Origin of the sequence: Streptomyces sp. NPDC048185 (assembly GCF_043202495.1) — a bacterium.
GTDB lineage: Bacteria > Actinomycetota > Actinomycetes > Streptomycetales > Streptomycetaceae > Streptomyces.
On the sequence record NZ_JBIDAN010000001.1, the window covers coordinates 201,766 to 221,340 of the forward strand.

Annotated in this window: 19 protein-coding genes and 1 pseudogene; 10 read left to right on the plus strand and 10 right to left on the minus strand. The window is 72.9% G+C overall.

From position 1 onward, the window contains the following. Window positions 1-27 precede the first annotated feature (27 nt). Together uvrB and ACGF3H_RS00960 are read right to left on the minus strand one after the other, a co-directional pair. The gene (uvrB, locus tag ACGF3H_RS00955; RefSeq protein WP_362495351.1) at window positions 28-2,166 is read right to left on the minus strand and encodes an excinuclease ABC subunit UvrB; all 2,139 of its coding nucleotides are present in this window, start codon (window positions 2,164-2,166) and stop codon (window positions 28-30) included. Window positions 2,167-2,206: 40 nt separating this feature from the next. Next, window positions 2,207-3,085: an MHYT domain-containing protein gene (locus ACGF3H_RS00960; protein ID WP_362495348.1), complete on the minus strand. Its 879-nt coding sequence runs from the start codon at window positions 3,083-3,085 to the stop codon at window positions 2,207-2,209. 278 nt (window positions 3,086-3,363) lie between these two features. Here ACGF3H_RS00960 and ACGF3H_RS00965 point away from each other — a divergent pair, with 278 nt between their 5' ends. The 5 genes from ACGF3H_RS00965 (at window position 3,364) to ACGF3H_RS00985 (ending at window position 8,235) form a co-directional block, all read left to right on the plus strand. Continuing rightward, complete coding sequence (locus ACGF3H_RS00965) at window positions 3,364-4,254, plus strand: glycerophosphodiester phosphodiesterase family protein (protein ID WP_362495346.1); 891 nt, start codon at window positions 3,364-3,366, stop codon at window positions 4,252-4,254. Between the two features lie 77 nt (window positions 4,255-4,331). Continuing rightward, window positions 4,332-4,886 (plus strand): methylated-DNA--[protein]-cysteine S-methyltransferase, encoded by a 555-nt coding sequence (locus ACGF3H_RS00970; RefSeq protein ID WP_362495343.1) that lies wholly within the window; start codon window positions 4,332-4,334, stop codon window positions 4,884-4,886. A gap of 103 nt (window positions 4,887-4,989) precedes the next feature. Continuing rightward, window positions 4,990-5,898 (plus strand): pseudouridine-5'-phosphate glycosidase, encoded by a 909-nt coding sequence (locus ACGF3H_RS00975; protein WP_362495485.1) that lies wholly within the window; start codon window positions 4,990-4,992, stop codon window positions 5,896-5,898. After that, window positions 5,895-6,818, plus strand: a complete 924-nt coding sequence (locus ACGF3H_RS00980) for a sugar kinase (protein ID WP_362495341.1) — start codon at window positions 5,895-5,897, stop codon at window positions 6,816-6,818. Before ACGF3H_RS00975 ends, ACGF3H_RS00980 begins: the two co-directional genes overlap by 4 nt. A 289-nt stretch (window positions 6,819-7,107) precedes the next feature. Beyond that, window positions 7,108-8,235, plus strand: a complete 1,128-nt coding sequence (locus ACGF3H_RS00985) for a magnesium and cobalt transport protein CorA (RefSeq protein ID WP_362495338.1) — start codon at window positions 7,108-7,110, stop codon at window positions 8,233-8,235. A gap of 36 nt (window positions 8,236-8,271) precedes the next feature. On the opposite strand, the gene ACGF3H_RS00990 is transcribed toward ACGF3H_RS00985, so the two are convergent. Next, window positions 8,272-8,904: a uridine kinase gene (locus tag ACGF3H_RS00990; RefSeq protein ID WP_362495336.1), complete on the minus strand. Its 633-nt coding sequence runs from the start codon at window positions 8,902-8,904 to the stop codon at window positions 8,272-8,274. Window positions 8,905-9,079: 175 nt separating this feature from the next. On the opposite strand from ACGF3H_RS00990, the gene ACGF3H_RS00995 reads away from it, so the two are divergent. After that, complete coding sequence (locus tag ACGF3H_RS00995) at window positions 9,080-9,559, plus strand: anthrone oxygenase family protein (protein ID WP_362495333.1); 480 nt, start codon at window positions 9,080-9,082, stop codon at window positions 9,557-9,559. Between the two features lie 183 nt (window positions 9,560-9,742). Continuing rightward, window positions 9,743-11,233 (plus strand): glutamate synthase subunit beta, encoded by a 1,491-nt coding sequence (locus ACGF3H_RS01000; RefSeq protein WP_362495331.1) that lies wholly within the window; start codon window positions 9,743-9,745, stop codon window positions 11,231-11,233. A 199-nt stretch (window positions 11,234-11,432) separates the two neighbouring features. Here the strand turns inward: ACGF3H_RS01000 and ACGF3H_RS01005 are convergent, their stop codons facing one another. Further along, window positions 11,433-11,708: a DUF397 domain-containing protein gene (locus ACGF3H_RS01005; protein ID WP_161168324.1), complete on the minus strand. Its 276-nt coding sequence runs from the start codon at window positions 11,706-11,708 to the stop codon at window positions 11,433-11,435. Further along, window positions 11,709-12,569: a helix-turn-helix transcriptional regulator gene (locus ACGF3H_RS01010; protein ID WP_362495328.1), complete on the minus strand. Its 861-nt coding sequence runs from the start codon at window positions 12,567-12,569 to the stop codon at window positions 11,709-11,711. Between the two features lie 276 nt (window positions 12,570-12,845). Here ACGF3H_RS01010 and ACGF3H_RS01015 point away from each other — a divergent pair, with 276 nt between their 5' ends. Further along, window positions 12,846-13,493, plus strand: a complete 648-nt coding sequence (locus ACGF3H_RS01015; protein WP_362495326.1) for an ATP-binding protein — start codon at window positions 12,846-12,848, stop codon at window positions 13,491-13,493. Beyond that, window positions 13,490-13,924 (plus strand): hypothetical protein, encoded by a 435-nt coding sequence (locus ACGF3H_RS01020; protein ID WP_362495323.1) that lies wholly within the window; start codon window positions 13,490-13,492, stop codon window positions 13,922-13,924. The genes ACGF3H_RS01015 and ACGF3H_RS01020 overlap by 4 nt, the downstream gene beginning before the upstream one ends. Before the next feature lie 114 nt (window positions 13,925-14,038). On the opposite strand, the gene ACGF3H_RS01025 is transcribed toward ACGF3H_RS01020, so the two are convergent. The 4 genes from ACGF3H_RS01025 to ACGF3H_RS01040 form a co-directional block, all read right to left on the minus strand. After that, entirely contained in the window at window positions 14,039-14,224 is a 186-nt protein-coding gene (locus ACGF3H_RS01025; RefSeq protein ID WP_362495321.1) for a hypothetical protein, read from the minus strand. A 155-nt stretch (window positions 14,225-14,379) separates the two neighbouring features. Next, entirely contained in the window at window positions 14,380-15,069 is a 690-nt protein-coding gene (locus tag ACGF3H_RS01030) for a DUF899 domain-containing protein (RefSeq protein ID WP_362495318.1), read from the minus strand. A gap of 178 nt (window positions 15,070-15,247) precedes the next feature. Continuing rightward, window positions 15,248-17,125: an FUSC family protein gene (locus ACGF3H_RS01035; protein ID WP_362495315.1), complete on the minus strand. Its 1,878-nt coding sequence runs from the start codon at window positions 17,123-17,125 to the stop codon at window positions 15,248-15,250. 186 nt (window positions 17,126-17,311) lie between these two features. Beyond that, the gene (locus ACGF3H_RS01040) at window positions 17,312-18,079 is read right to left on the minus strand and encodes a nucleotidyltransferase domain-containing protein (RefSeq protein WP_362495312.1); all 768 of its coding nucleotides are present in this window, start codon (window positions 18,077-18,079) and stop codon (window positions 17,312-17,314) included. 172 nt (window positions 18,080-18,251) lie between these two features. Here ACGF3H_RS01040 and ACGF3H_RS01045 point away from each other — a divergent pair. Beyond that, window positions 18,252-18,571: pseudogene (locus ACGF3H_RS01045) on the plus strand (histone acetyltransferase); the annotation flags it as partial. A 19-nt stretch (window positions 18,572-18,590) separates the two neighbouring features. Here ACGF3H_RS01045 and pip read toward each other — a convergent pair. Continuing rightward, a complete protein-coding gene (gene pip, locus ACGF3H_RS01050; protein WP_362495309.1) occupies window positions 18,591-19,556 on the minus strand; it encodes a prolyl aminopeptidase in 966 nt (321 codons plus the stop codon). Between the last annotated feature and the right edge of the window lie 19 nt (window positions 19,557-19,575).

The window sequence follows — 19,575 nt, forward strand, 5'->3', positions numbered from 1 at the left end:
GCAACACAGTGCGTGCCGGGCGGGCCGTCAGGCCAGTCCGGCCTCCTTCATCTGGCGCAGTTCCTTCTTCATCTCGGAGACTTCGTCGCGCAGCCGGGCGGCGATCTCGAACTGGAGGTCCGCGGCGGCGGCCCGCATGCGGGTGGTGAGGTCCTCGATCTGCTCGGCGAGCTCCGCCGCGGGGCGGTCGGTGGGCACCGTCTCCGTCTTCCTGCCCTTGGCCGCCTTGGCACCGGCCGCCGCCTTGCCGCCGAGGGAGGGCACGGGGGCCTTGGCGGCCTTGCCGTCCTTCGACTGGCGGTACCCCGAGCCGAGGAGCTGTTCGGTGTCGACGTCCTCGCGGGCGATCTGCGCGACGATGTCGTTGATCTTCTTGCGGAGGGGCTGCGGATCGATGCCGTTCGCCGTGTTGTAGGCGATCTGCTTCTCCCGGCGGCGGTTGGTCTCGTCGATGGCCTTCTCCATCGCCGGGGTGATCTTGTCGGCGTACATGTGGACCTGGCCGGAGACATTGCGCGCCGCGCGGCCGATGGTCTGGATCAGGGAGGTGCCGGAGCGCAGGAAGCCCTCCTTGTCCGCGTCGAGGATGGCGACCAGGGAGACCTCGGGCAGGTCGAGGCCCTCACGCAGGAGGTTGATGCCGACGAGGACGTCGTACTCGCCGGCGCGCAGCTCGCGCAGCAGCTCCACGCGGCGCAGCGTGTCGACGTCGCTGTGCAGGTAGCGGACCTGGATGCCGAGCTCCAGGAAGTAGTCGGTGAGGTCCTCGGCCATCTTCTTGGTGAGCGTGGTGACGAGGACGCGCTCGTCCTGCTCGGTCCGCTTGCGGATCTCGTGCACCAGGTCGTCGATCTGGCCCTCCGTGGGCTTGACGACGACCTCCGGGTCGACGAGGCCGGTGGGGCGGATGATCTGTTCGACGGCGCCGTCCGAGCGGGAGAGCTCGTAGGTGCCGGGGGTCGCCGAGAGGTACACGGTCTGCCCGATGCGCTCCTGGAACTCCTCCCACTTCAGCGGGCGGTTGTCGAGCGCGGAGGGCAGCCGGAATCCGTGGTCGACCAGGGTCCGCTTGCGGGATGCGTCGCCCTCGTACATGGCACCGATCTGCGGCACGGTGACGTGCGACTCGTCGATGACGAGCAGGAAGTCGTCCGGGAAGTAGTCCAGCAGGGTGTTGGGCGGGGAGCCGGGCGAGCGGCCGTCGAAGTGCATCGAGTAGTTCTCGACACCGGAGCAGCTGCCGATCTGACGGAGCATCTCGAGGTCGTACGTGGTGCGCATCCGCAGGCGCTGGGCCTCCAGGAGCTTGCCCTGCTTCTCCAGCTCGGTCAGGCGCTCGGCCAGCTCCTTCTCGATGTCGTTGACCGCCCGCTCCATGCGCTCGGGGCCCGCGACGTAGTGGGAGGCCGGGAAGACGTACAGCTGCTGGTCGTCGCTGATGATCTCGCCGGTGACCGGGTGGAGCGTGGAAAGGGCCTCGATCTCGTCGCCGAACATCTCGATGCGGACGGCGAGCTCCTCGTAGACCGGGAAGATCTCGATGGTGTCGCCGCGCACGCGGAAGGTGCCTCGGGCGAAGGCCATGTCGTTGCGCGTGTACTGGATGTCCACGAAGCGGCGCAGCAGCTCGTCCCGGTCGTGCTCCTCGCCGACGCGGAGGGGGACCATGCGGTCGACGTACTCCTGCGGGGTGCCGAGACCGTAGATGCAGGAGACGGAGGCGACCACGACGACGTCGCGGCGGGTGAGCAGCGAGTTGGTCGCGGAGTGGCGCAGGCGCTCCACCTCCTCGTTGATCGAGGAGTCCTTCTCGATGTAGGTGTCCGACTGCGGGACGTACGCCTCGGGCTGGTAGTAGTCGTAGTACGAGACGAAGTACTCGACGGCGTTGTTCGGCAGCAGTTCCCGGAACTCGTTCGCCAGCTGGGCGGCCAGGGTCTTGTTGGGCGCCATCACGAGGGTGGGGCGCTGGAGCTTCTCGATCATCCACGCGGTGGTGGCGGACTTGCCGGTGCCGGTCGCGCCGAGCAGGACGACGTCCTTCTCGCCTGCTTCGATGCGCCGGGCGAGGTCGGCGATGGCCGTGGGCTGGTCGCCGCTCGGCTGGTAGGGACTGACGACCTCGAAGGGCGCCACCGTGCGTTCGATCTGGGAAACGGGCCGCATGGCATCCACCGTACGACCCCGCACTGACAACCGGCCCGGATCAGCGGTTCTGCGGGGTGCGCGGGCCCCGGTGGGCGAGGGGGCGGCGCGTGTGGTGCGTGAGGTGCGGCGCCGGACGGTGGGCCCTCGGCGGGAGGTCGCCGTGGGCGGGGATGCCCGGCTTGTGCTCGACGGGCGTTCCGGCCGGGCGCCCCATGACCATCAGCGGGTCGAACAGCACCACGGCGCCGGCGAGGAGGAGGAAGGCCAGGGGGCCGATCAGCATGGGGGCGAGCAGCTCGGCCGGTGAGCCGCCCGTGCCGGGGTCGGACGTGCCGTGCACGTGGACGTCGAGGGCGGCCATGCCGGTGTAGTGCATCCCGGTGACGGCGAGGCCCATCACGAGGCTGGCACCCAGGCTCCAGGCGAAGCCGCGGACCTGCCCGGCCGCCCACAGGGCGGCGGTGGCGGCGGCCATCGCTATGGCGACGGACGCCGCCACGGTGAGCGTGTTGTACTCCAGCTGCCCGTCCAGCCGCATACCGGCCATTCCCAGGTAGTGCATCGAGGCGATGCCCAGGCCGGTGATCGTGCCCCCGGTGAACAGGGCCGTTCCCCGCGCGCCCCGGAAGCCGACGATGAAGGTCCCCACGCCCACCATGACGATGGCCACGGCCAGGCTCGCGAACGTCATCGCCCAGTCGTAGCGGATCGGCGTGTGTTCGATCCTGAACCCCATCATCGCGATGAAGTGCATGGTCCATATCCCGGAGCCGATCGCCGCCGAGCCGAGGGCGAGCCAGGCGGGGCGCCACGACCGGGTGACCAGCATCGACCTGGTGGTGCAGCGCAGGCCGAGGGCCCCGCCCAAGCAGGCCATGAGGTAGGCCACCAGCGGTGTGACGAGTCCGTAACTGAAGCCGTCGACCGTGCCTTGCATGTGCGGCTGCCCTTCCGCCCTTTTACGTCCCGGAATGCCCTGATGTGCGCCCTTCCCAGGACCGTACAAACGGTCAGGGCCGAGGCAGAGAGTATGACTCCCACCGGAATGGACGAACGATTCTCCGGCAAAGAATCACGCCCTTGCCCCAGTTGTGCGGCCCCGGTGAGCGGAGTTGATCAACTCCATTCAGCCTGTGGCCATTCTGCACCCATCTCTCGTTGACTCTCTGCTGTCACAGTGGTGCTGTCCGTGAATGCTAGACGCGAGGAGTACGCATGCACGCGCGCGCAGTTGCCGTCCTGACCACCGCGCTCGTGGGGGTCGTCCTCACGGCCCCCGGTTCTCACGCAGACACTCTGTCCGATGCCGGTGCGCCGACGGTCGTCGCCCACCGGGGCGCCTCCGCCTACGCGCCGGAGAACACGCTGGCCGCCGTCGACAAGGCGGCCGACCTGGGCATCCGCTGGGTGGAGAACGACGTTCAGCGCACCAAGGACGGCGAGCTCGTCGTCATCCACGACGAGAGCCTGCAGCGCACCACTGACGTGGAGGAGGTCTTCCCGGACCGTGCGCCCTGGAAGGTGAAGGACTTCACCGCCGCCGAGATCGCCCGTCTGGACGCGGGGAGCTGGTTCGGCGCCGAGTACGCGGGCGCGCGCGTACCGACGCTGGAGCAGTACGTGCACCGGGTGGAGCGCCACCACCAGAAGCTGCTGCTGGAGCTCAAGAGCCCGGGGCTCTACCCGGGGATCGAACAGCAGACCCTCAAGGTCCTCGCCAACGAGGGCTGGCTGGACCGGCGGCACGTGGCCGGCCGGCTGATCGTCCAGAGCTTCGACGCGGACAGCATCCGGACCGTCCACGGCCTCAAGCCCGCCGTCAAGACCGGCTTCCTGGGCACCCCGGCCGTGGCGGACCTGCCCGAGTACGCCGGGTTCACCGACCAGATCAACCCCTCCTACGGCTCGGTCTCCCAGAGCTACGTGGCCGCCGTGCACACCTTCACCGGACCGCACGGCCGGACCATGGAGGTCTTCACCTGGACGGTCGACGACGCGGACACCGCACGGCGGGTCGCCGGGTACGAGGTGGACGGCGTCATCACCAACAAGCCCGACGTGGTCCGGGACGCGGTGGAGCAGGCGGCGGACTCCTCCGGCCGCTGACCCGCGACGCCCGGGGCGAGGGGCGGCCCGCGTCCGCCGCCCCGGGCGCTGTCAGTGGCGGGCCGTACGGTTGGCGCATGGACAGCCATGGGCAGTACGAGCAGCAGGTGGTGTGGGCCGTGGTCGGCACCGGCATCGGCCCGCTGCTGCTGGCCGCGACCGGCGACGGTCTGGTCAACGTCGTCTTCCACGCCACGGACGCCGTCCGCGACCGGGCACTGGAACGGCTCGCGTCCCGGCTGGGCACCAGGCCCGTCGAGGCGCCGGGATCCCCGCTGCTGGCCGAGGCGGTACGGCAGGTGGAGGCGTACTTCGCGGGCGAGCGGCACGACTTCGACCTGCCGCTGGACTGGTCGCTGATATCGGGGTTCAACCGGCAGGTGCTGCGGGAGCTGGCGTCCGGCGTGCCCTACGGCTCGGTCGTCGGCTACGGCGAGCTGGCCGGGCGAGTGGGGCAGCCCGGGGCCGGTCAGGCGGTGGGCACGGCGATGGGGGCCAACCCGCTGCCGGTCGTCGTGCCGTGCCACCGGGTCGTGGCGAGCGACGGCGGCATCGGCGGGTTCGGCGGCGGCGTGGACACCAAGCGGCGGCTGCTCGCGCTGGAGGGTGTGCTCCCCGAGCCGCTGTTCTGATCCGGCCTCGGCGCTCCGGCCCGCGCCCCGCGCACTCCGTGGTTTGACCCGGCCTCCCGACCGCCAGAGATGAGGGAGAACCGACGGACTGGGGAGGCTGGCGCTGATGCTGGTGGTGTCGGAAGAGGTACGGGAGGCGATCGACGCGCGTCGCCCCGTCGTGGCCCTGGAGTCCACGATCATCGCGCACGGGCTGCCGCGCCCACGGAATCTGCTGGTGGCACGGGAGCTCGAGGAGGCCGTGCGGCAGGAGGGCGGCGTCCCGGCGACGATCGCCGTGCTGGACGGGCGGCCGCACGTCGGCCTGGACAAGGAGCAGCTGGAGTGGATCGCGAACGAGGACGGCATCCGCAAGCTGGGCCACCGCGATCTGCCGCTCGCCCTGGCCGCCGGGGCGAGCGGGGCGACCACGGTGTCGGCGACGGCGCTGCTGGCCGCCCGGGCGGGGGTGCGCGTCTTCGCGACCGGCGGGCTGGGAGGCGTGCACCGCGAGTGGACCGTGACGCAGGACGAGTCGGCCGACCTCGGGCTGCTGGCGCGCACCCGGATCACGGTGGTGTGCGCGGGCGTGAAGTCCATCCTCGACGTGCCGGCGACCCTGCAGCGGCTGGAGACGCTGGGGGTCGCGGTGGCCGGGTACGGCACGGACCGCTTCCCGGGCTTCTACCTGTCGGACTCGGGGCAACCGGTGGACTGGACGCTGCACACCCCCGGGCAGGTGGCGGCGGTGATGCGGGCGCAGGACGCGCTCGGCGGCCCGGAGTCGGCACTCGTCGTCGCCCATCCCGTCCCCGAGGAGGAGCAGCTCGATCCCGCACTGCACGCGCGGGTACTCGCCGACGCGCTGCACGCGTGCGACGAGGAGAACGTCACGGGCCAGGCGGTCACCCCCTTCCTGCTGGACTACCTGGTACGGCACACCGACGGCGCGTCACTGAGCGCCAACCTGGCGGCGGTGCGCGGCAACGTACGGCTGGCGGCACGAGTCGCGGCGGCGTGGACCGGCGCATGACCGCGGCAGCGGGCGGTGCGCTGCTGGTGGTCGGGGACGTCGTCACCGACGTCGTCGCCCGGCACCGGGGCCCGCTGGCCACCGGCACGGACACGGCCGCGTCGATCCGGCGGCTGCCCGGCGGGGCGGGCGCCAACGTGGCCTGCTGGGCCGCGTACGGGGGGTGCGGGGACGTGCGGCTGCTGGGGCGGGTCGGCGCGGACGCGGCGGCCTGGCACGAGCGGGAGCTGCTGGCGCACGGGGTGCGGCCCCTCCTGGTCGTCGACCGGTCGGCACCGACGGGGACGGTGATCTGCCTGGTCGACACGGGCGCCTCGGCCGAGCGGACGTTCCTGACGGACAGTGGTGCGTCGCTGCGCCTGGAGCCCGGTGACTGGTCGGACACGCTGCTCGACGGGGTCTCCCGGCTGCACCTGTCGGGTTACCTCCTCTTCTCGGAACCGAGCCGGGCGCTGGTGGAGGTCGCCTTGGGCGCGGCACGCGCGCGCGGGGTGCCGGTGAGCCTGGACCCGGCGTCGGCGGGCTTCCTGACGGACCTGGGCGTCGACCGTTTCCTGGAGCTGATCGAGGGAGTCGACGTCCTGCTGCCCAGCCGTGACGAGGCGTGTCTGCTCACCGGGCTGCCCGACGGCGCGGACGCCGCGGCCAAGCTGAGCCGGCACGTTCCGCTGCTGATCGCCAAACAGGGCGGCGAGGGCGCCCTGGTGGCCCGGTCCGGTGCCGTGTGCGCACGTGTCCCCGCCGTCCCGGCGTCCGCGCGGGACAGTACGGGCGCCGGCGACGCCTTCACGGGCGCGTTCCTCGCCGCGCTGATCGCGGGTGCGACACCCGAGGACGCGGCGACGGCTGGGTGCCGGGCGGGAGCCGTGGCGGTCGAGCGGGTGGGCGGGAGGCCCCCGCGAGCCGGGGCTGACGGCTGACGGCGGGACCACCGGGATCGGCGCCCCCGCCCGGACGCGCGCCGTCGTGCACGCACCGTTTGGGGGGGGGCCAGGGGCCATTGGTTCATGCAGCCGGACCGCGAGTTCGGCGAGGTGCCGGTCCACGGAAAGCGGGGCACGAGGACTCTTTCCACAGGCCCTCCACAGGCGGGAACGAAGCGGAATCTCCCGTTTCCACAGGCTCGTACGTCGTTCCCGCCGAGCTGGCAGACTGACGCGCCACGGCGCGGAAAGCGCGGCGCGAGAGGGCCCACGCGAGGAGATCGGCATGTCGATGGCGGGGAATCTGCGGAAGGTGACGACTCTCGGCAGGGTCGGCGGTCTCCGCGGAGTGGCGCGGCTGGCCCGGCGGCGCCCGCGCGTCGATCTGAGCCACCCGGCCCGCTCCCCGCTGGGTTCCTCGGTGGTGAACTGCGTGACCTACCGGGACGGTGTCCGCACTCCCGCGGACGACGAACCGGTCGACGCCGTGCGGCGGATGCGGGCGCACGGCGACGGCTTCCTCTGGCTGGGTCTGCACGAACCGACGGCCCGGAAGTTCGCCGGCATCGCCGAGCTCTTCCATCTGCACCCGCTGGCGGTCGAGGACGCGATCGAGGCCCACCAGCGCCCGAAGGTGGAGCGGTACGGCGACACCCTCTTCGCCGTGTTCAAGACGGTCTGCTACGTCGAGCACGAGGAACTCACCGCCACCAGCGAGGTGGTGAACACCGGGGAGATCATGGTGTTCGTCGGCGAGGACTTCGTGATCACCGTGCGGCACGGCCGGCACGGCTCGCTCGGCCCGCTGCGCGAGGAACTCGAGACCGACGCCGAGCAGCTCGCCAAGGGGCCGTCGGCGGTGCTGCACGCGATCGCCGACCATGTGGTCGACGACTTCCTGTCGGTCATCGAGGCGGTGCAGGCGGACATCGACCAGGTCGAGACCGACGTGTTCGCGGAGAACGGCGCGCGGGTCGACCCCGGGCGGATATACCAGCTCAAGCGTGAACTCCTCGAGCTGAAGCGGGCGGTGGTGCCCCTCGGCCGCCCGCTGGAGGAGCTGGCCACCAGGCCGGCCCGGGTGGTCGACCCGGAGATACAGGCCTACTTCCGTGACGTGTCCGACCATCTGCTGCGGGCCGTGGAGCAGATCGCCGCGTTCGACGAACTCCTCAACTCGATCCTGCAGGCGCATCTCGCCCAGGTCACGGTCGCGCAGAACGAGGACATGCGGAAGATCACCGCCTGGGCCGCGATCGTCGCCGTGCCGACGATGGTCTGCGGCGTGTACGGGATGAACTTCGACCACATGCCGGAGCTGGGCTGGCGGTACGGCTACGGCCTGGTGCTGGGCGTCATATCGGTCGCGTGCCTGGTGCTGCACCGGGGATTCCGGCGCAACGGCTGGCTCTGACGGGTCTCCTGCGCAGGCGGCACGGCAGCCGTCCGGTCAGCCGTTCCACGCCGGGTGGCGCGGGTCGTCGGCGCGCACCAGGACGTCGGCGGTGCCGGCGGGGTCGGCCTCCTCGGCGTAGCGGTCGTAGGCCGGGAGGGTCCAGTGCTCGGTCTCGGGGGTGCGGCGGCGCAGGGCGCCGGGGGTGAGGACGACGTGGACGCTGAGGTCGAGGGGGAACCAGTGGCGCAGCAGGAAGGGTCCGTGCAACAGCAGCACGCCGCCGGCCGGGAGATGGACGTAGGGGCTGCGGGTGGCCCGGTCGGTCACCGGGTCCCACAGGTCGGGCAGCACCCGTCCGTCGCCGCCGGGACCGAGGGGATCGAAGACCTCACGCCACAGGGCGCCGGTGTCGTGCCAGCCGTTGTAGTAGGCCTCGACGTCCTGATGTCCGTACTCCAGGCGGAGGGAGGCGGGCCGCAGGAAGCCCTCCGTGCCGACGACGAGGGAGGGGCGGCCGCGCAGGCGCAGTGCCTCGCCGACGCGTTCCGCGAGGTCGCCGGGGCGGGCGGCGGGCGCACCGTCGAAGGCGACGCGCGGCCAGGGGCTGCCGTCGGCCGGTGTCAGGTCGAGCAGGCGCTCGGCGAGCCGGTCGCCGAGCCGGTCCCAGGTGATCGCTTCGAGTCGCACGTGCCCATGATGCTCCGTCGGCGGTCCGGCACGCGTGGGGGCCCGTACGGACGCCCGCGGACGGTCCAGCGCCGCTCGCCCATGGTCACCGTGCCCGTGCGGGGGTTGACTGGGGGTGACCGATGGCAGGCGGTGCCGGAGGGGCACCGGCCCGAGGGGTGGGAGTGGACGCGACATGATCAATGGGCCGTACTTCGTGCTGGCGGTGCTGGGGGTGCTCGGTGCCGGGCTGGCGGCCGGGGTGTTCTGCGCCTTCTCGACGTTCGTCATGCGGGGTCTCGCCGCGCTGCCGCCCGCGCAGGGCCTCGCGGCGATGAACGCGATCAACACGGCCGCGGTGCGCCCGGCGTTCATGCTCGTGTTCCTCGGGACGACGGTGGTCTCCGCGGTGATCGCGGTGGTGACGTTCGTGCTGTGGCCGGACGAGGGGGCGGTGGGGCTGCTGCTGGGCAGCGCGCTCTATCTGTTCGGGGCGTTCGGGGTCACCGTGGCGGCGAACGTGCCGCGCAACGCGGCGCTGCTCCGGCTGGAGCCGGATTCGGCGGAGGCGGCCGGCCACTGGGCCGCGTACGTGCGCGAGTGGACCGCGTGGAACCACGTCCGCACGGCCGCATCGGCCGCGGCGGCGGTGGCGTACGTGCTTGCCCTCGCCTGAGCGCCGGCGCAGCGCGGGACCTGCGGCGGCCCGGTGCGAAGAGGGCCGGGCGGGTTGACGGGAGGGCCGGCGCCCGGGGCCCGGTCCGGCGCTCTGCGGGCGGCGGCGGGCGGACGTATCGTGACGGCAAGAGCGTCGCCCGGCGACGCCCGGCCTGCCAGCCCGCACGCAAGGAAGACGGCCATGGCCGACCCCAAGGGATTCTTGACCACGCCCCGCGAGGACTGGCCCCGCAGGCCCGCCGGGGAACGGGTGCGGGACTGGGACGAGGTGTACGTCCCCGGCGCGCTGCTTCCCCTGATCGGTCCGCAGGCCGACCGGTGCATGGACTGCGGTGTGCCCTTCTGCCACGAGGCCTGCCCCCTCGGCAACCTGATCCCCGAGTGGAACGAACTGGTCTCCCGCGCGGACTGGCGGGCGGCGAGCGACCGGCTGCACGCCACGAACAACTTCCCCGAGTTCACGGGCCGGTTGTGTCCGGCGCCGTGCGAGGCGGGGTGCGTGCTCGCCATCAACCAGCCGGCGGTGACCATCAAGAACGTGGAGTGCGCCATCGCGGACCGGGCGTGGGAGGAGGGGTTCACCTCCCCGCACCCGCCGGACCGGCTGTCCGGGCGGACGGTGGCGGTGATCGGGTCGGGGCCCGCCGGGCTCGCGGCCGCCCAGCAGCTGACCCGGGCCGGGCACACGGTCGCCGTCTACGAGCGGGACGACCGGATCGGCGGGCTCATGCGGTACGGCATCCCCGCGTTCAAGATGGAGAAGCGGCATCTGGAGCGCCGCATCGAGCAGATGCGGGCCGAGGGCACGAAGTTCCGGACGTCGACGGCGGTCGGGCGGGACGCCGACGCGGCGGAGCTGCGGGCCCGCTACGACGTGCTCGTGATCGCCACCGGGGCGACCGTCTGGCGCGAACTGCCCGTACCGGGCCGGGAGCTGGCCGGGGTGCACCAGGCGATGGAGTACCTGCCGCTGGCCAACCGCGTGTGCGAGGGGGACCTGGTGGCCTCCCCGCTGTCCGCCGCCGGGCGGCACGTGGTGATCGTCGGCGGCGGTGACACCGGCGCCGACTGCCTGGGCACGGCGGTGCGGGACGGGGCCGCGTCCGTGACCCAGCTGGACATCTACGCCCAGCCGGGTGCGGCACGCGACGAGGAGGCGGAGCCCTGGCCGACGTATCCGAAGCTCTACCGGTTGTCGGTCGCCCACGAGGAGGCACGCCACCTGCGGTCGGCACCGGCGGCGGACGCGGACGCGCGGCTGTTCGCGGCGTCCACGCTCCGCCTCACCGGCGACGCGCAGGGGCACGTGCGCTCGCTGCACCTGGTCGGGGTGGACGCCGGACGCCGTCCACTGCCGGGTACCGAACGGACGCTCCCCGCCGACCTGGTGCTGCTCGCCCTCGGCTTCTCCGGACCCGACCGGACGGACGGGCTCGTCGACGGGCTGGGGCTGGAGCTGGAGCGCCGGGGCACGATCGCCCGCGGCGAGGACTTCGCCACCAACGTCCCCGGGGTCTTCGCCGCCGGGGACGCCGCCCGCGGGCAGTCGCTCATCGTGTGGGCGATCGCCGAGGGACGGTCGGTGGCGGCCGCCGTCGACCGGCACCTGTCGGGCGGCAGCACACGGCTGCCCGCGCCGATCGGCCCGTACGACCGTCCGATGACGGCCTGAACCCCGACGGTCCCCGCTCCCCCGTCGGGCCGTCCCCGCCCGCGGTCACGGCTTGCGGGCCACCGCCCCGTAGCCCGGGACGACCCCGTCGTCCTGCCCGGTCATGGCGCGCTCCACGGTGTGGGGTTCTCGCAGCGACAAGTGATCGACTCAGTGCCAAACAGCTTAGGAAGAAACATCATCAACAATGGTGCGCGGTTCAGGACAGCAGGAAGTCCGCCTCTCCCGCCTTGGCCCCCTCGATGAAGGCGGTCATCTCGGCGGAGGTGTAGATCAGCGCCGGTCCGTCGGGGTCGGTGGACTGCCGTACGGCTATGCGGCCGTCGGCGAGCTTCATCGCCTCCAGGCAGTTGCCGCCGTTGCCGCCGCTCCACGGTTTGTGCCAGCCCTCGCTGCCCAGCTCGCGGGCGGGCATGCCGTTGTAGATCCGCTCGGCGCGGCCGCGTGGCGATGGCTGGGACTTGATGCGGTTCATTCACAGCTCCTTGCGGAGATCCCGGAGGATCTCCTTCGTGCGATGTGCCGTGGCGGCCTGGGCCGCCATGCGGTCCATGACCTCGAGGTGGGTCGCCACCTCGGCGCGCGCGTCGAGGTAGACGGCGCCGGTCAGGTACTCGCTGTAGACCATGTCCGGCAGTTCCGGCACGGCGAATCGGAACAGCACGAAGGGCCCGTACGTGCCGGGATGCGGCCCGTTCGCGAACGGGGCGATCTGCAGCGTCACGTTGGGCAGCTTCGCGGCGTCGAGCAGTCTGTCGATCTGGGCACGCATCACCTCCGGACCGCCGACCGGGCGGCGCAGCGCGGTCTCGTCCATGACGACCCACAGCCGGGGCGCGTCCTCACGGGTGAGCAGGTCTTGGCGTTGCATGCGCAGGGCGACATGGCGCTCGATGTCGTCGGGCCGGGTCTGGCCGATGGCGCCCGAGCGGAGCACGCCGCGCGCGTAGTCCTCGGTCTGCAGCAGCCCGGGGACGAAGTGGGGCTCGTAGGAGCGAATCAGCGCGGCCGCGCCCTCCAGGCTGACGTACATGGAGAACCATCCCGGAAGGATGTCGTGGAAGCGCTGCCACCACCCGGGTTTGTTCGCGTCCTCGGCCAGCTGGACGAAGACCTCGGCCTCCTCGTCACCGATGCCGTAGGCCTTCAGCAGCAGCTGGAGGTACGGGATCTTGAGGGCGACCTCGGCCATCTCCATGCGGCGCACCGTCGCGGGGGCCACACGCAGGATCCGGGCGGCTTCCTCGCGCTTGAGCCCCGCGCGTTCGCGCAGGTCCAGCAGGCGTCGGCCGAGGACGACCTGGCCGACCGTCGGCGCGGACCGCGGCTCGCTCACCGCCCCACCTCCACGAAGAGTCCTGAACCGTCCCGTGATCCGATGGTCCCCGAACCGGCGACCCCGCGATCATCGACGGGCCGGCCGCGATGTGCGCGGACAGCCCGGCGGCGCCATTCGAAGACCTATTCGAAAGCCTGGGCAGACCTTCGGTGATCTGAAGTGGCGCCGCTCGACGTGCTGTTGCGAAGCAGTGTGCCACGGCCGCCCGGACCGTCACACAGCACTCTGCAATTTTCAGAGTGACACTTGCCAAGTGTTCATGGCGGGGCGATAGTGGCAAGCGTGATTCCGTCCGCGCCCTTAGGAACAGACGCCGTCGCGGCCCCGCCGGGCCTCGGCACCGCGAGGGGAGCCGGCCCCGCGGGGGCCGCCGCCGCCGAGCGCCGGTTCCGCTTCGAGCTGGCCGCACATCCGGGTTCACCCGCGCAGGCCAGACGCCTGACACGGGCCCGGCTGAACGGCTGGTCGGTGTGCGAGGACACCTGCGACACCGCGGCCCTGGTGGTCTCCGAGCTGGTGACCAACGCGATCGTGCACACCGCGAGCCGGCACATCGTGTGCGAGCTGCACGACGGCGACGAGCTGGTGCGCATAGCCGTGCACGACGAGGGATGCGCGCCCGGCCAGCCGCACCCGTCGGACGGGCAGCGGCCCGACGACGAGCACGGCCGGGGACTCCTCCTCGTCGACGCCCTGTGCGACGCCTGGGGCGCCCACGAGAACGGGCCCGGACTGCTGGTCTGGGCCGAACTGCCACGCAAGGCCGACACGCCGCGCGACCCGTCCGAGCCCCGCAACGACCTGGGCTGGGGCGCCCGCCCGAAGCCGGGACCCGCCGACGACGCCGGCGACGACGGCGGCGGCGAGGCGGAGGCACACCACCGAGAGGCACACCGCGGAACGGGGACCGAATGGCTATGAGGGCTCCGTCCGGCAGCCGCCCGCTCGGCCTGGACACCCTGGTCCGCCTGCAGCGCGCGCTGCGCGAGCCCGGAACGCCCCGGCGCCTGCCCGTGCCGGACGGCATGACGGCCCCGCTGGGCTGCGACGCGGTGGCGGTGCCCGCACGCTTCGGCCCTCTGGTGCTGCCCCGGCTGCCACGCGTGGGATGCGTCTACGCCGACGAGGCCCACTGGTGGTGGATCGTCCCGTCCGACTCCGACTACGCCCTGGAGTGGCCGGCCCCGGCGCGGTACGCCGCCGGCGCGGTCGTCCCCGACGCCCCGGCGGTCCCCGGCCTGATACACCGGCCGGACGGCACGGTCCCCTACACCCCGCCCATCCCGCTGTACCTGGCGCTGTGCCGCCTGACGGGCACGACGCCGACGTGGTCGCGCCCGGTGAGCGCGTAGCCGCCGACGCGCACGGTGCCGGGCCTCACCCTCGTCGCGGACGAGCCGAGGACCGGCCGGGGGCCGCCCCGGAGGCGGGCCGGCCCTGCCGTTCACCCGACGCGGGGCCCGCCGTCACGCGACCGCGCCACCGGCGGTCTCACCGCTGCGGACGACGACCAGGAACATGTCCGTGGCGAGGTCCATGACGACCTCGGCGGGCAGGCCCTCCAGACGCCGCGCATGCGCGAACTCCTCCGCCGGCCAGGAGCCGCGCGGCCCGCCGGCGGGAAAGCGCTCGAGCACCGTTCGCCCGTTCACCCTGCACCTCCATGTAGCGCTGTACTCGTAGAGTTAAACGCCAACCATGGAGTGAACGCCTCGTGAAGTGATGGTACTGAGACTAAGTTGACACTCGTTCACCGCAAAGTGTGAGCGCTGTCTCAGCTGTTCGGGCTCTTCCGCTACGGTGCGTGTCAGTCCTCGTACTCGTCGTGGTACCGGATCGCCTCACTGCCCGCAGGCGCCCCGAGAGCCGACGCACGCCCCTCCGGCCGTTCCCAGCGCTCCTGCCGGCCGAGCGCGGTCAGGTCCAGGAGGCTGGTGGTCGAGCCGAGCCCGTCGAGGCCGCGTTCGTACGTCGAGTAGGTGTGGAAGACCCGGTCTCCCTCCCGCAGGAAGCAGCTGAGTCCCGGCCGCTCGCCGAGTTCGCCGTCGTGTTCGAGGGTCACCTCGAAGTCGGTGTTGAAGTCGCTGACGTACGACGAGTACCAGGGCAGCGTCCAGCCCATCCGCGCCTTGAACGGCAGGATCTTCGTGTACGGCGCCCGGGACACCGCCGCGAACGACGTGCCGCGTGCGCGCAGGTGCGCGAGGTGCCCGATCTGGTCCAGGAACGCCGAGCAGCTGCGGCAGCCGGCGTCCCACTCGGGGGCGAACATGAAGTGGTAGACGACGAGCTGGTCGCGCCCGTCGAAGAGGTCGAGGAGGGTGGCCTTGCCGTCGCCGCCCTCGAAGACGTACTCCTTGTCGATCTCCACCATGGGCAGTCCGCGCCGCTCGGCGTTGAGCGCGTCCCGGGCGTGTGTGGCCGCCTTCTCCTTGGCCAGCAATGCCTCGCGCGCCGCGCGCCAGTCCTCGCGCGAGACGATCTCGGGAAGCGACATGGGCTCCAGCTCCTCCGGTGCAACGGTCCGTCGGGGGTGCTGACCCGAGGGAGGCGCGTAACTCATCGCGGCGCGGCAAGATTCTTCACCGGGCCGACGGTCCGGCGTGCCCGCGGTCCCTGCGTGACGGTCGCCGCGCCTGACGGTCGCCGCGCCTGACGGTCGCACGGCGTAACGGCTACCCGGCGACCGGCAGCTCCGGCAGGCGCAGTCCCGCGCGGTCGCGACGCTCGGCCAGCTCGTCCCTCAGCTCGGCGAGCCGTCGGGTGTGGCGGGGCGTGAGGCGGCCACTGTCGTCGAGGTGCACCGCGCACGCGGTGGTGGTGTCGACGAGCCGTTCCAGTACGGCGGCGACCTCTTCCCCGCCCGCGGAGTGCCGGGCGAGCGCCGGCAGCTCGGCGGCGGCGAGGGCGACGGCGGTACGGGCCTCGGCGAGGGTGCGGTAGGCCTCCCTGCGCAGCCGCCACCGGGCGGCGCGGTCGTCGGACTCGCTCAGCACGTGGGCGAGGTAGGCGTGCGCGGCGTCGCCCGCCGCCTCGAGCCGGGCGCGGACCGTGCCGCCGCGCTGTCCGGGCATCGGCAGGTGCCCGACGATCAGCACGATCGCGCAGGCCAGGAGTGTCTCCCCGATGCGGCTGAGCGCGGCCTGCGGTTCGCCGCCGGTCATGACGAGGGCGAGGACGAGGACGGTGGCGACGGCGGTCTGGGCGGCGAAGTGCCGGGCTGCGACGGGCACGAGGGCGCCGCTGACGGCGACGAGCGCGACGAGTCCTTCCGGCCGGGGCAGCACGGCCGCGAACCCGGCGAAGACGACGGCCCCGAGGACGGTCCCGGCCGCCCGGCACAGCACCCGGGACACGAGCGGCCCCAGGTCGGGCTTGACCAGGAAGACGGCGGTGGCGGGCAGCCAGTACCAGTGCTGGTGCGGGCCGTACCAGTGGCCGTGGTGCAGGATCTGGGCGACGGCGGCGCTGGCTCCGAAGCACAGACCGACGCGCAGCCCGTACTCCCGGCCGCCGGCGCCGAGGACGGTGCGTGCCACGGAGGCGAGCGGCCGGCTGCGGGTGTGCAGGTCCCGGGCGCGGCCCTGGTCGAAGACCTCCGCCGCGTGCAGCAGGGCGTCGTCGAGGGCGCGCAGGGCGGGTTCGGTGCGGGAGGGGGCGGGCAGCGGCCCGGTGTGGGTGTTGCCGCGGACGGCGGCGGCGAGTCGCCGGGGGCCTGCGGCGGCCCGCGCGGGCACGGGGTGCTCCGCCCAGGCGAGCGCGGTCGCGGCCTCGCCGAGGGGCAGCGCCGCGGCGTACTGCGCGTGCAGTCGCCGTTCGGCCGAGGAGGAGGCGTGGCGCCGCAGCCGGGGGCCGGCGAGGGCGTCCTGCGCGTGATCGAGGGCGGCGGTGAGCGCGGCCCGGCGGGCACCGGCGTGTTCGGTGCCCGCCGCCTCCAGCAACGCGGCGACGGCGTCGTACACCTCGGCGACGGCCGCGCGCTCCCCGTCGAAACGGAAGCCGAGGCGCACCTCACCGGTGAGGGAGCCCGGAGTGGGCAGCAGCAGCCGCAGGGTGAGCAGCCAGCCGGCGCCGGCGAGGAAGGCGAGGCCGCTCTGCCACCCGGGGCCGGGCAGCGGCATGCCGGCCCCCACGGCGGCGGTGACCAGCAACTGCGTCCCGGTCCCGGAGGCGACGGTCCCGACGGCGCTGATGCCTCCGGCGACCAGCCCGAGCACGGTCAGCGCCAGGGTCAGCGGCACGGGGCCCAGGTGCTGCCCCGCGTAGGTGCCGCCCAACAGCCCGGCCGCTCCCGCGAGCGCCGGCATGCCGATCCGCCTGACCGACGTACGGCGGCTGCCGGGCCGGTCGTTCATGCCGGCCAGCATGGCGGCGATGGCGGCGACGACACCGAGGGAGGTCCGCCCGGCGAGCAGCGCGGCGAGCAGCAGCGGCCCACCGGCCAGCGCACCCCGCGTCACCGCGCTCCAGGGCACGGGGCCGCGCTGGGCACTCAGGGCGTGGGCGAGCCAGGGCGGAAGCGCGAGGGCGGCGGGGCGGGCGGGGCGGGGCACGGGGCGGGGCTCCTGTCGTCTCGTCGAGGGCGGGTGTGAGCCTTCGGGCGACGGTGGCCGGGCTGTGACGTGCGCTGTCAAGGGTACGGGCGGTTGTCGATGAGGCGGAAACGAGCGTGTTTCGCGGAGGTGAAACGACCTGGCCTGTCCTCCCCGTCCCGGTGGGCGGGCTGATTCCGCCGAGCGTCAGCCCGCTTCCATGGCCCCACGGAGCAGCATCTCAGTGTGCGTCACGGACCGGGCCAAGGCCGCTGGCTCCGGCAGCAGCTCCGCCATCAGCACGTCGGTCCCGCCCAGCCCCGCCCGTTCCACCAGCCCCTTCTCGTTGGTGACCCACTGCCCGCGTGCCGCCAGCACCGCGTGCGCCGTCTGTGTCGCGGCGAGGGCGATCGCACCGGCGACCTGGGTGAGCGCTCCCCTGGGGGCGTGGCCGGCCTTGGCATAGGCGAGTGTGGCCGTGGCCGCGCCGTACCAGTGCGCAGGGGCGGTGACGCGGAGCGCCTCGGGGTAGGCGGGGCGGGGAAGTTCGCCGCGCAACACCTCGTTGACGGCCAGCTCCGCGACCATCAGGTACGTCGGGATGCCGGCCAGGTGGAACATCAGCGGCTCCACGGCGAAACGGCCCGCCTCCGCCTCCGCCGTCTCGCGCTCCACCACGTCGAGGTCGCGGTAGTGCACGTCGACCCGGCGCTCGTCGATCGTCAGCCAGGCGCCGCCGTTGAAGACGCCCCCGCCCCACTCTCCGATGCCGGAGACCTCCCCCGGCCAGCCGAGGGCGCGGAGGTCGTCGGGGTCGAAGGCGCCCCGGTAGTAGACGGCCAGGTCCCAGTCGCTGGCGGGCCGGTGGGTGCCCTGGGCCCGGGAGCCGCCGAGGGCGACGGCCCGGACGGCGGGCAGCGCGGCGAGCCGGTCGGCGGTCGTGGCGAGGAAGGCCTGGTCCGTGACGGAGGGCACTGCGGCGGGCTCCTGGTGGTGGTGGGGGGCCGGCAAGAGCGGACATCGGAAGCCTAGGCGGCCGAGGGGTGGAGCACGAGGCACATTCGGGTGCGCCGGGCGGACGAGGAGCAGAGGGCCCACGGGTTGCCCGTACGCATCCCAGGAGCGGCGCGCGTAGGCCACCGATGCCCTGGCCGCCGCCGACGTCTGGCTGGATCCTTCACCGCCGCGCTGCCGGCCGTGATGCGGCCTCGCACCGATGCGGAGGTCCGAGACTGGTTCCGGCACGGGGTGGTGCCCTCGCCCCCGACCGGCGCGGGCGCGGGATCGAGAACCGGATCGTCGCCCTGGCCGATCGGCGCCGTCCGGAAGGACTCTCACTGTGGACCTTCCAGGTCAACACGCCCGCGCGGCGTTTCTACGAGCGGCACGGGTCCACGGCCGCGGGAGTGGACGGACGGTGCCCGCGACGGGGAGAGGGAGCCCGACCTGCGGTACGGGTGGCAGCCGCGGAGGTCCACCGGGCCGGTCAGGTCTGGGCGCGGGCGTACGTGTCGGTCGCCGTCACCAGCGCGGCGTCCCCGGCCGCTCCGGCGTCGTGTCCCGCCTCGTCCACGACCACCAGCTCGCTGTCCGGCCAGGCGTGGTGGAGCCGCCAGACGATGCCGAGGAGGTTGCCGAAGTCGAGGCTGCCCTGCACCAGGGTGCCCGGTATCCCCTTCAGCAGGTGCGCGTCCCGCAGGACCACGCCCTCGTCGTTGCCGTCGCCGAGGAAGTGGTCGTTGCCCCAGTAGTGCGTGACGGTACGGGCGAAGCCGAGACGGAACACCGGGTCCTGGAAGCGTGCGACCGAGCCCGGCGGCGCGGGGACGGTCGCCGTCTCCCAGTCGGTCCAGGCCCGCGCGGCCCGCTCCCGCACGTCCGGGTCGGGTGACTCCAGCAGCCGGTTGTACGCGGCTGCCAGGTTGCCGCCGCGCTCGTCGGCGGGCAGGCCGGCGAGGAACCGCTCGTGGGCCTCCGGGAAAACGTGGCCCAACCCGCGGGTGAGCAGGTCCACTTCGGGGTTCGAGCCGGTCGCCACTCCGGTCAGCACGAGTTCGGACACGACGCCCGGGTGGGTCTGTGCGTACCGCAGTCCCAGCACCGACCCCCACGACACGCCCCACACCAGCCACCGCTCGATCCCCAGGTGGGCGCGCAGCCGCTCCAGGTCCGCCAGGAGGTGGTCGGTCGTGTTCACGCTCATGTCGGTGGCGTGGTCACTGGCGGGGGGCAGCGACCGTCCGGCGCCCCGCTGGTCGAGCAGCACGATCCGGTACGCGGCCGGGTCGAAGTAGCGCCTCAGGTTCGGGCTCGTGCGGGATCCGGGCCCGCCGTGCAGCACGAGGGCGGGCTTGCCGTGCGGGTTCCCCGAGGTCTCCCAGTAGACGCGGTTGCCGTCACCGACGTCGAGCATGCCGTGGGCGTACGGTTCGATTTTCGGATACAGGCCCATCGGGGCACCGTAGCGCCTG

Excerpts from the sequence above, each read along its gene's own strand:
- ACGF3H_RS00965 (WP_362495346.1), top strand. The coding sequence starts at position 3,364 with ATGCACGCGCGCGCAGTTGCCGTCCTGACCACCGCGCTCGTGGGGGTC.
- ACGF3H_RS01020 (WP_362495323.1), top strand. The coding sequence starts at position 13,490 with ATGAGGGCTCCGTCCGGCAGCCGCCCGCTCGGCCTGGACACCCTGGTC.
- ACGF3H_RS00995 (WP_362495333.1), top strand. The coding sequence starts at position 9,080 with ATGATCAATGGGCCGTACTTCGTGCTGGCGGTGCTGGGGGTGCTCGGT.
- ACGF3H_RS00980 (WP_362495341.1), top strand. The coding sequence starts at position 5,895 with ATGACCGCGGCAGCGGGCGGTGCGCTGCTGGTGGTCGGGGACGTCGTC.
- ACGF3H_RS01000 (WP_362495331.1), top strand. The coding sequence starts at position 9,743 with ATGGCCGACCCCAAGGGATTCTTGACCACGCCCCGCGAGGACTGGCCC.
- ACGF3H_RS00985 (WP_362495338.1), top strand. The coding sequence starts at position 7,108 with ATGTCGATGGCGGGGAATCTGCGGAAGGTGACGACTCTCGGCAGGGTC.
- ACGF3H_RS00970 (WP_362495343.1), top strand. The coding sequence starts at position 4,332 with ATGGACAGCCATGGGCAGTACGAGCAGCAGGTGGTGTGGGCCGTGGTC.
- ACGF3H_RS01030 (WP_362495318.1), bottom strand. The coding sequence starts at position 15,069 with ATGTCGCTTCCCGAGATCGTCTCGCGCGAGGACTGGCGCGCGGCGCGC.
- uvrB (WP_362495351.1), bottom strand. The coding sequence starts at position 2,166 with ATGCGGCCCGTTTCCCAGATCGAACGCACGGTGGCGCCCTTCGAGGTC.
- ACGF3H_RS00960 (WP_362495348.1), bottom strand. The coding sequence starts at position 3,085 with ATGCAAGGCACGGTCGACGGCTTCAGTTACGGACTCGTCACACCGCTG.
- pip (WP_362495309.1), bottom strand. The coding sequence starts at position 19,556 with ATGGGCCTGTATCCGAAAATCGAACCGTACGCCCACGGCATGCTCGAC.
- ACGF3H_RS01005 (WP_161168324.1), bottom strand. The coding sequence starts at position 11,708 with ATGAACCGCATCAAGTCCCAGCCATCGCCACGCGGCCGCGCCGAGCGG.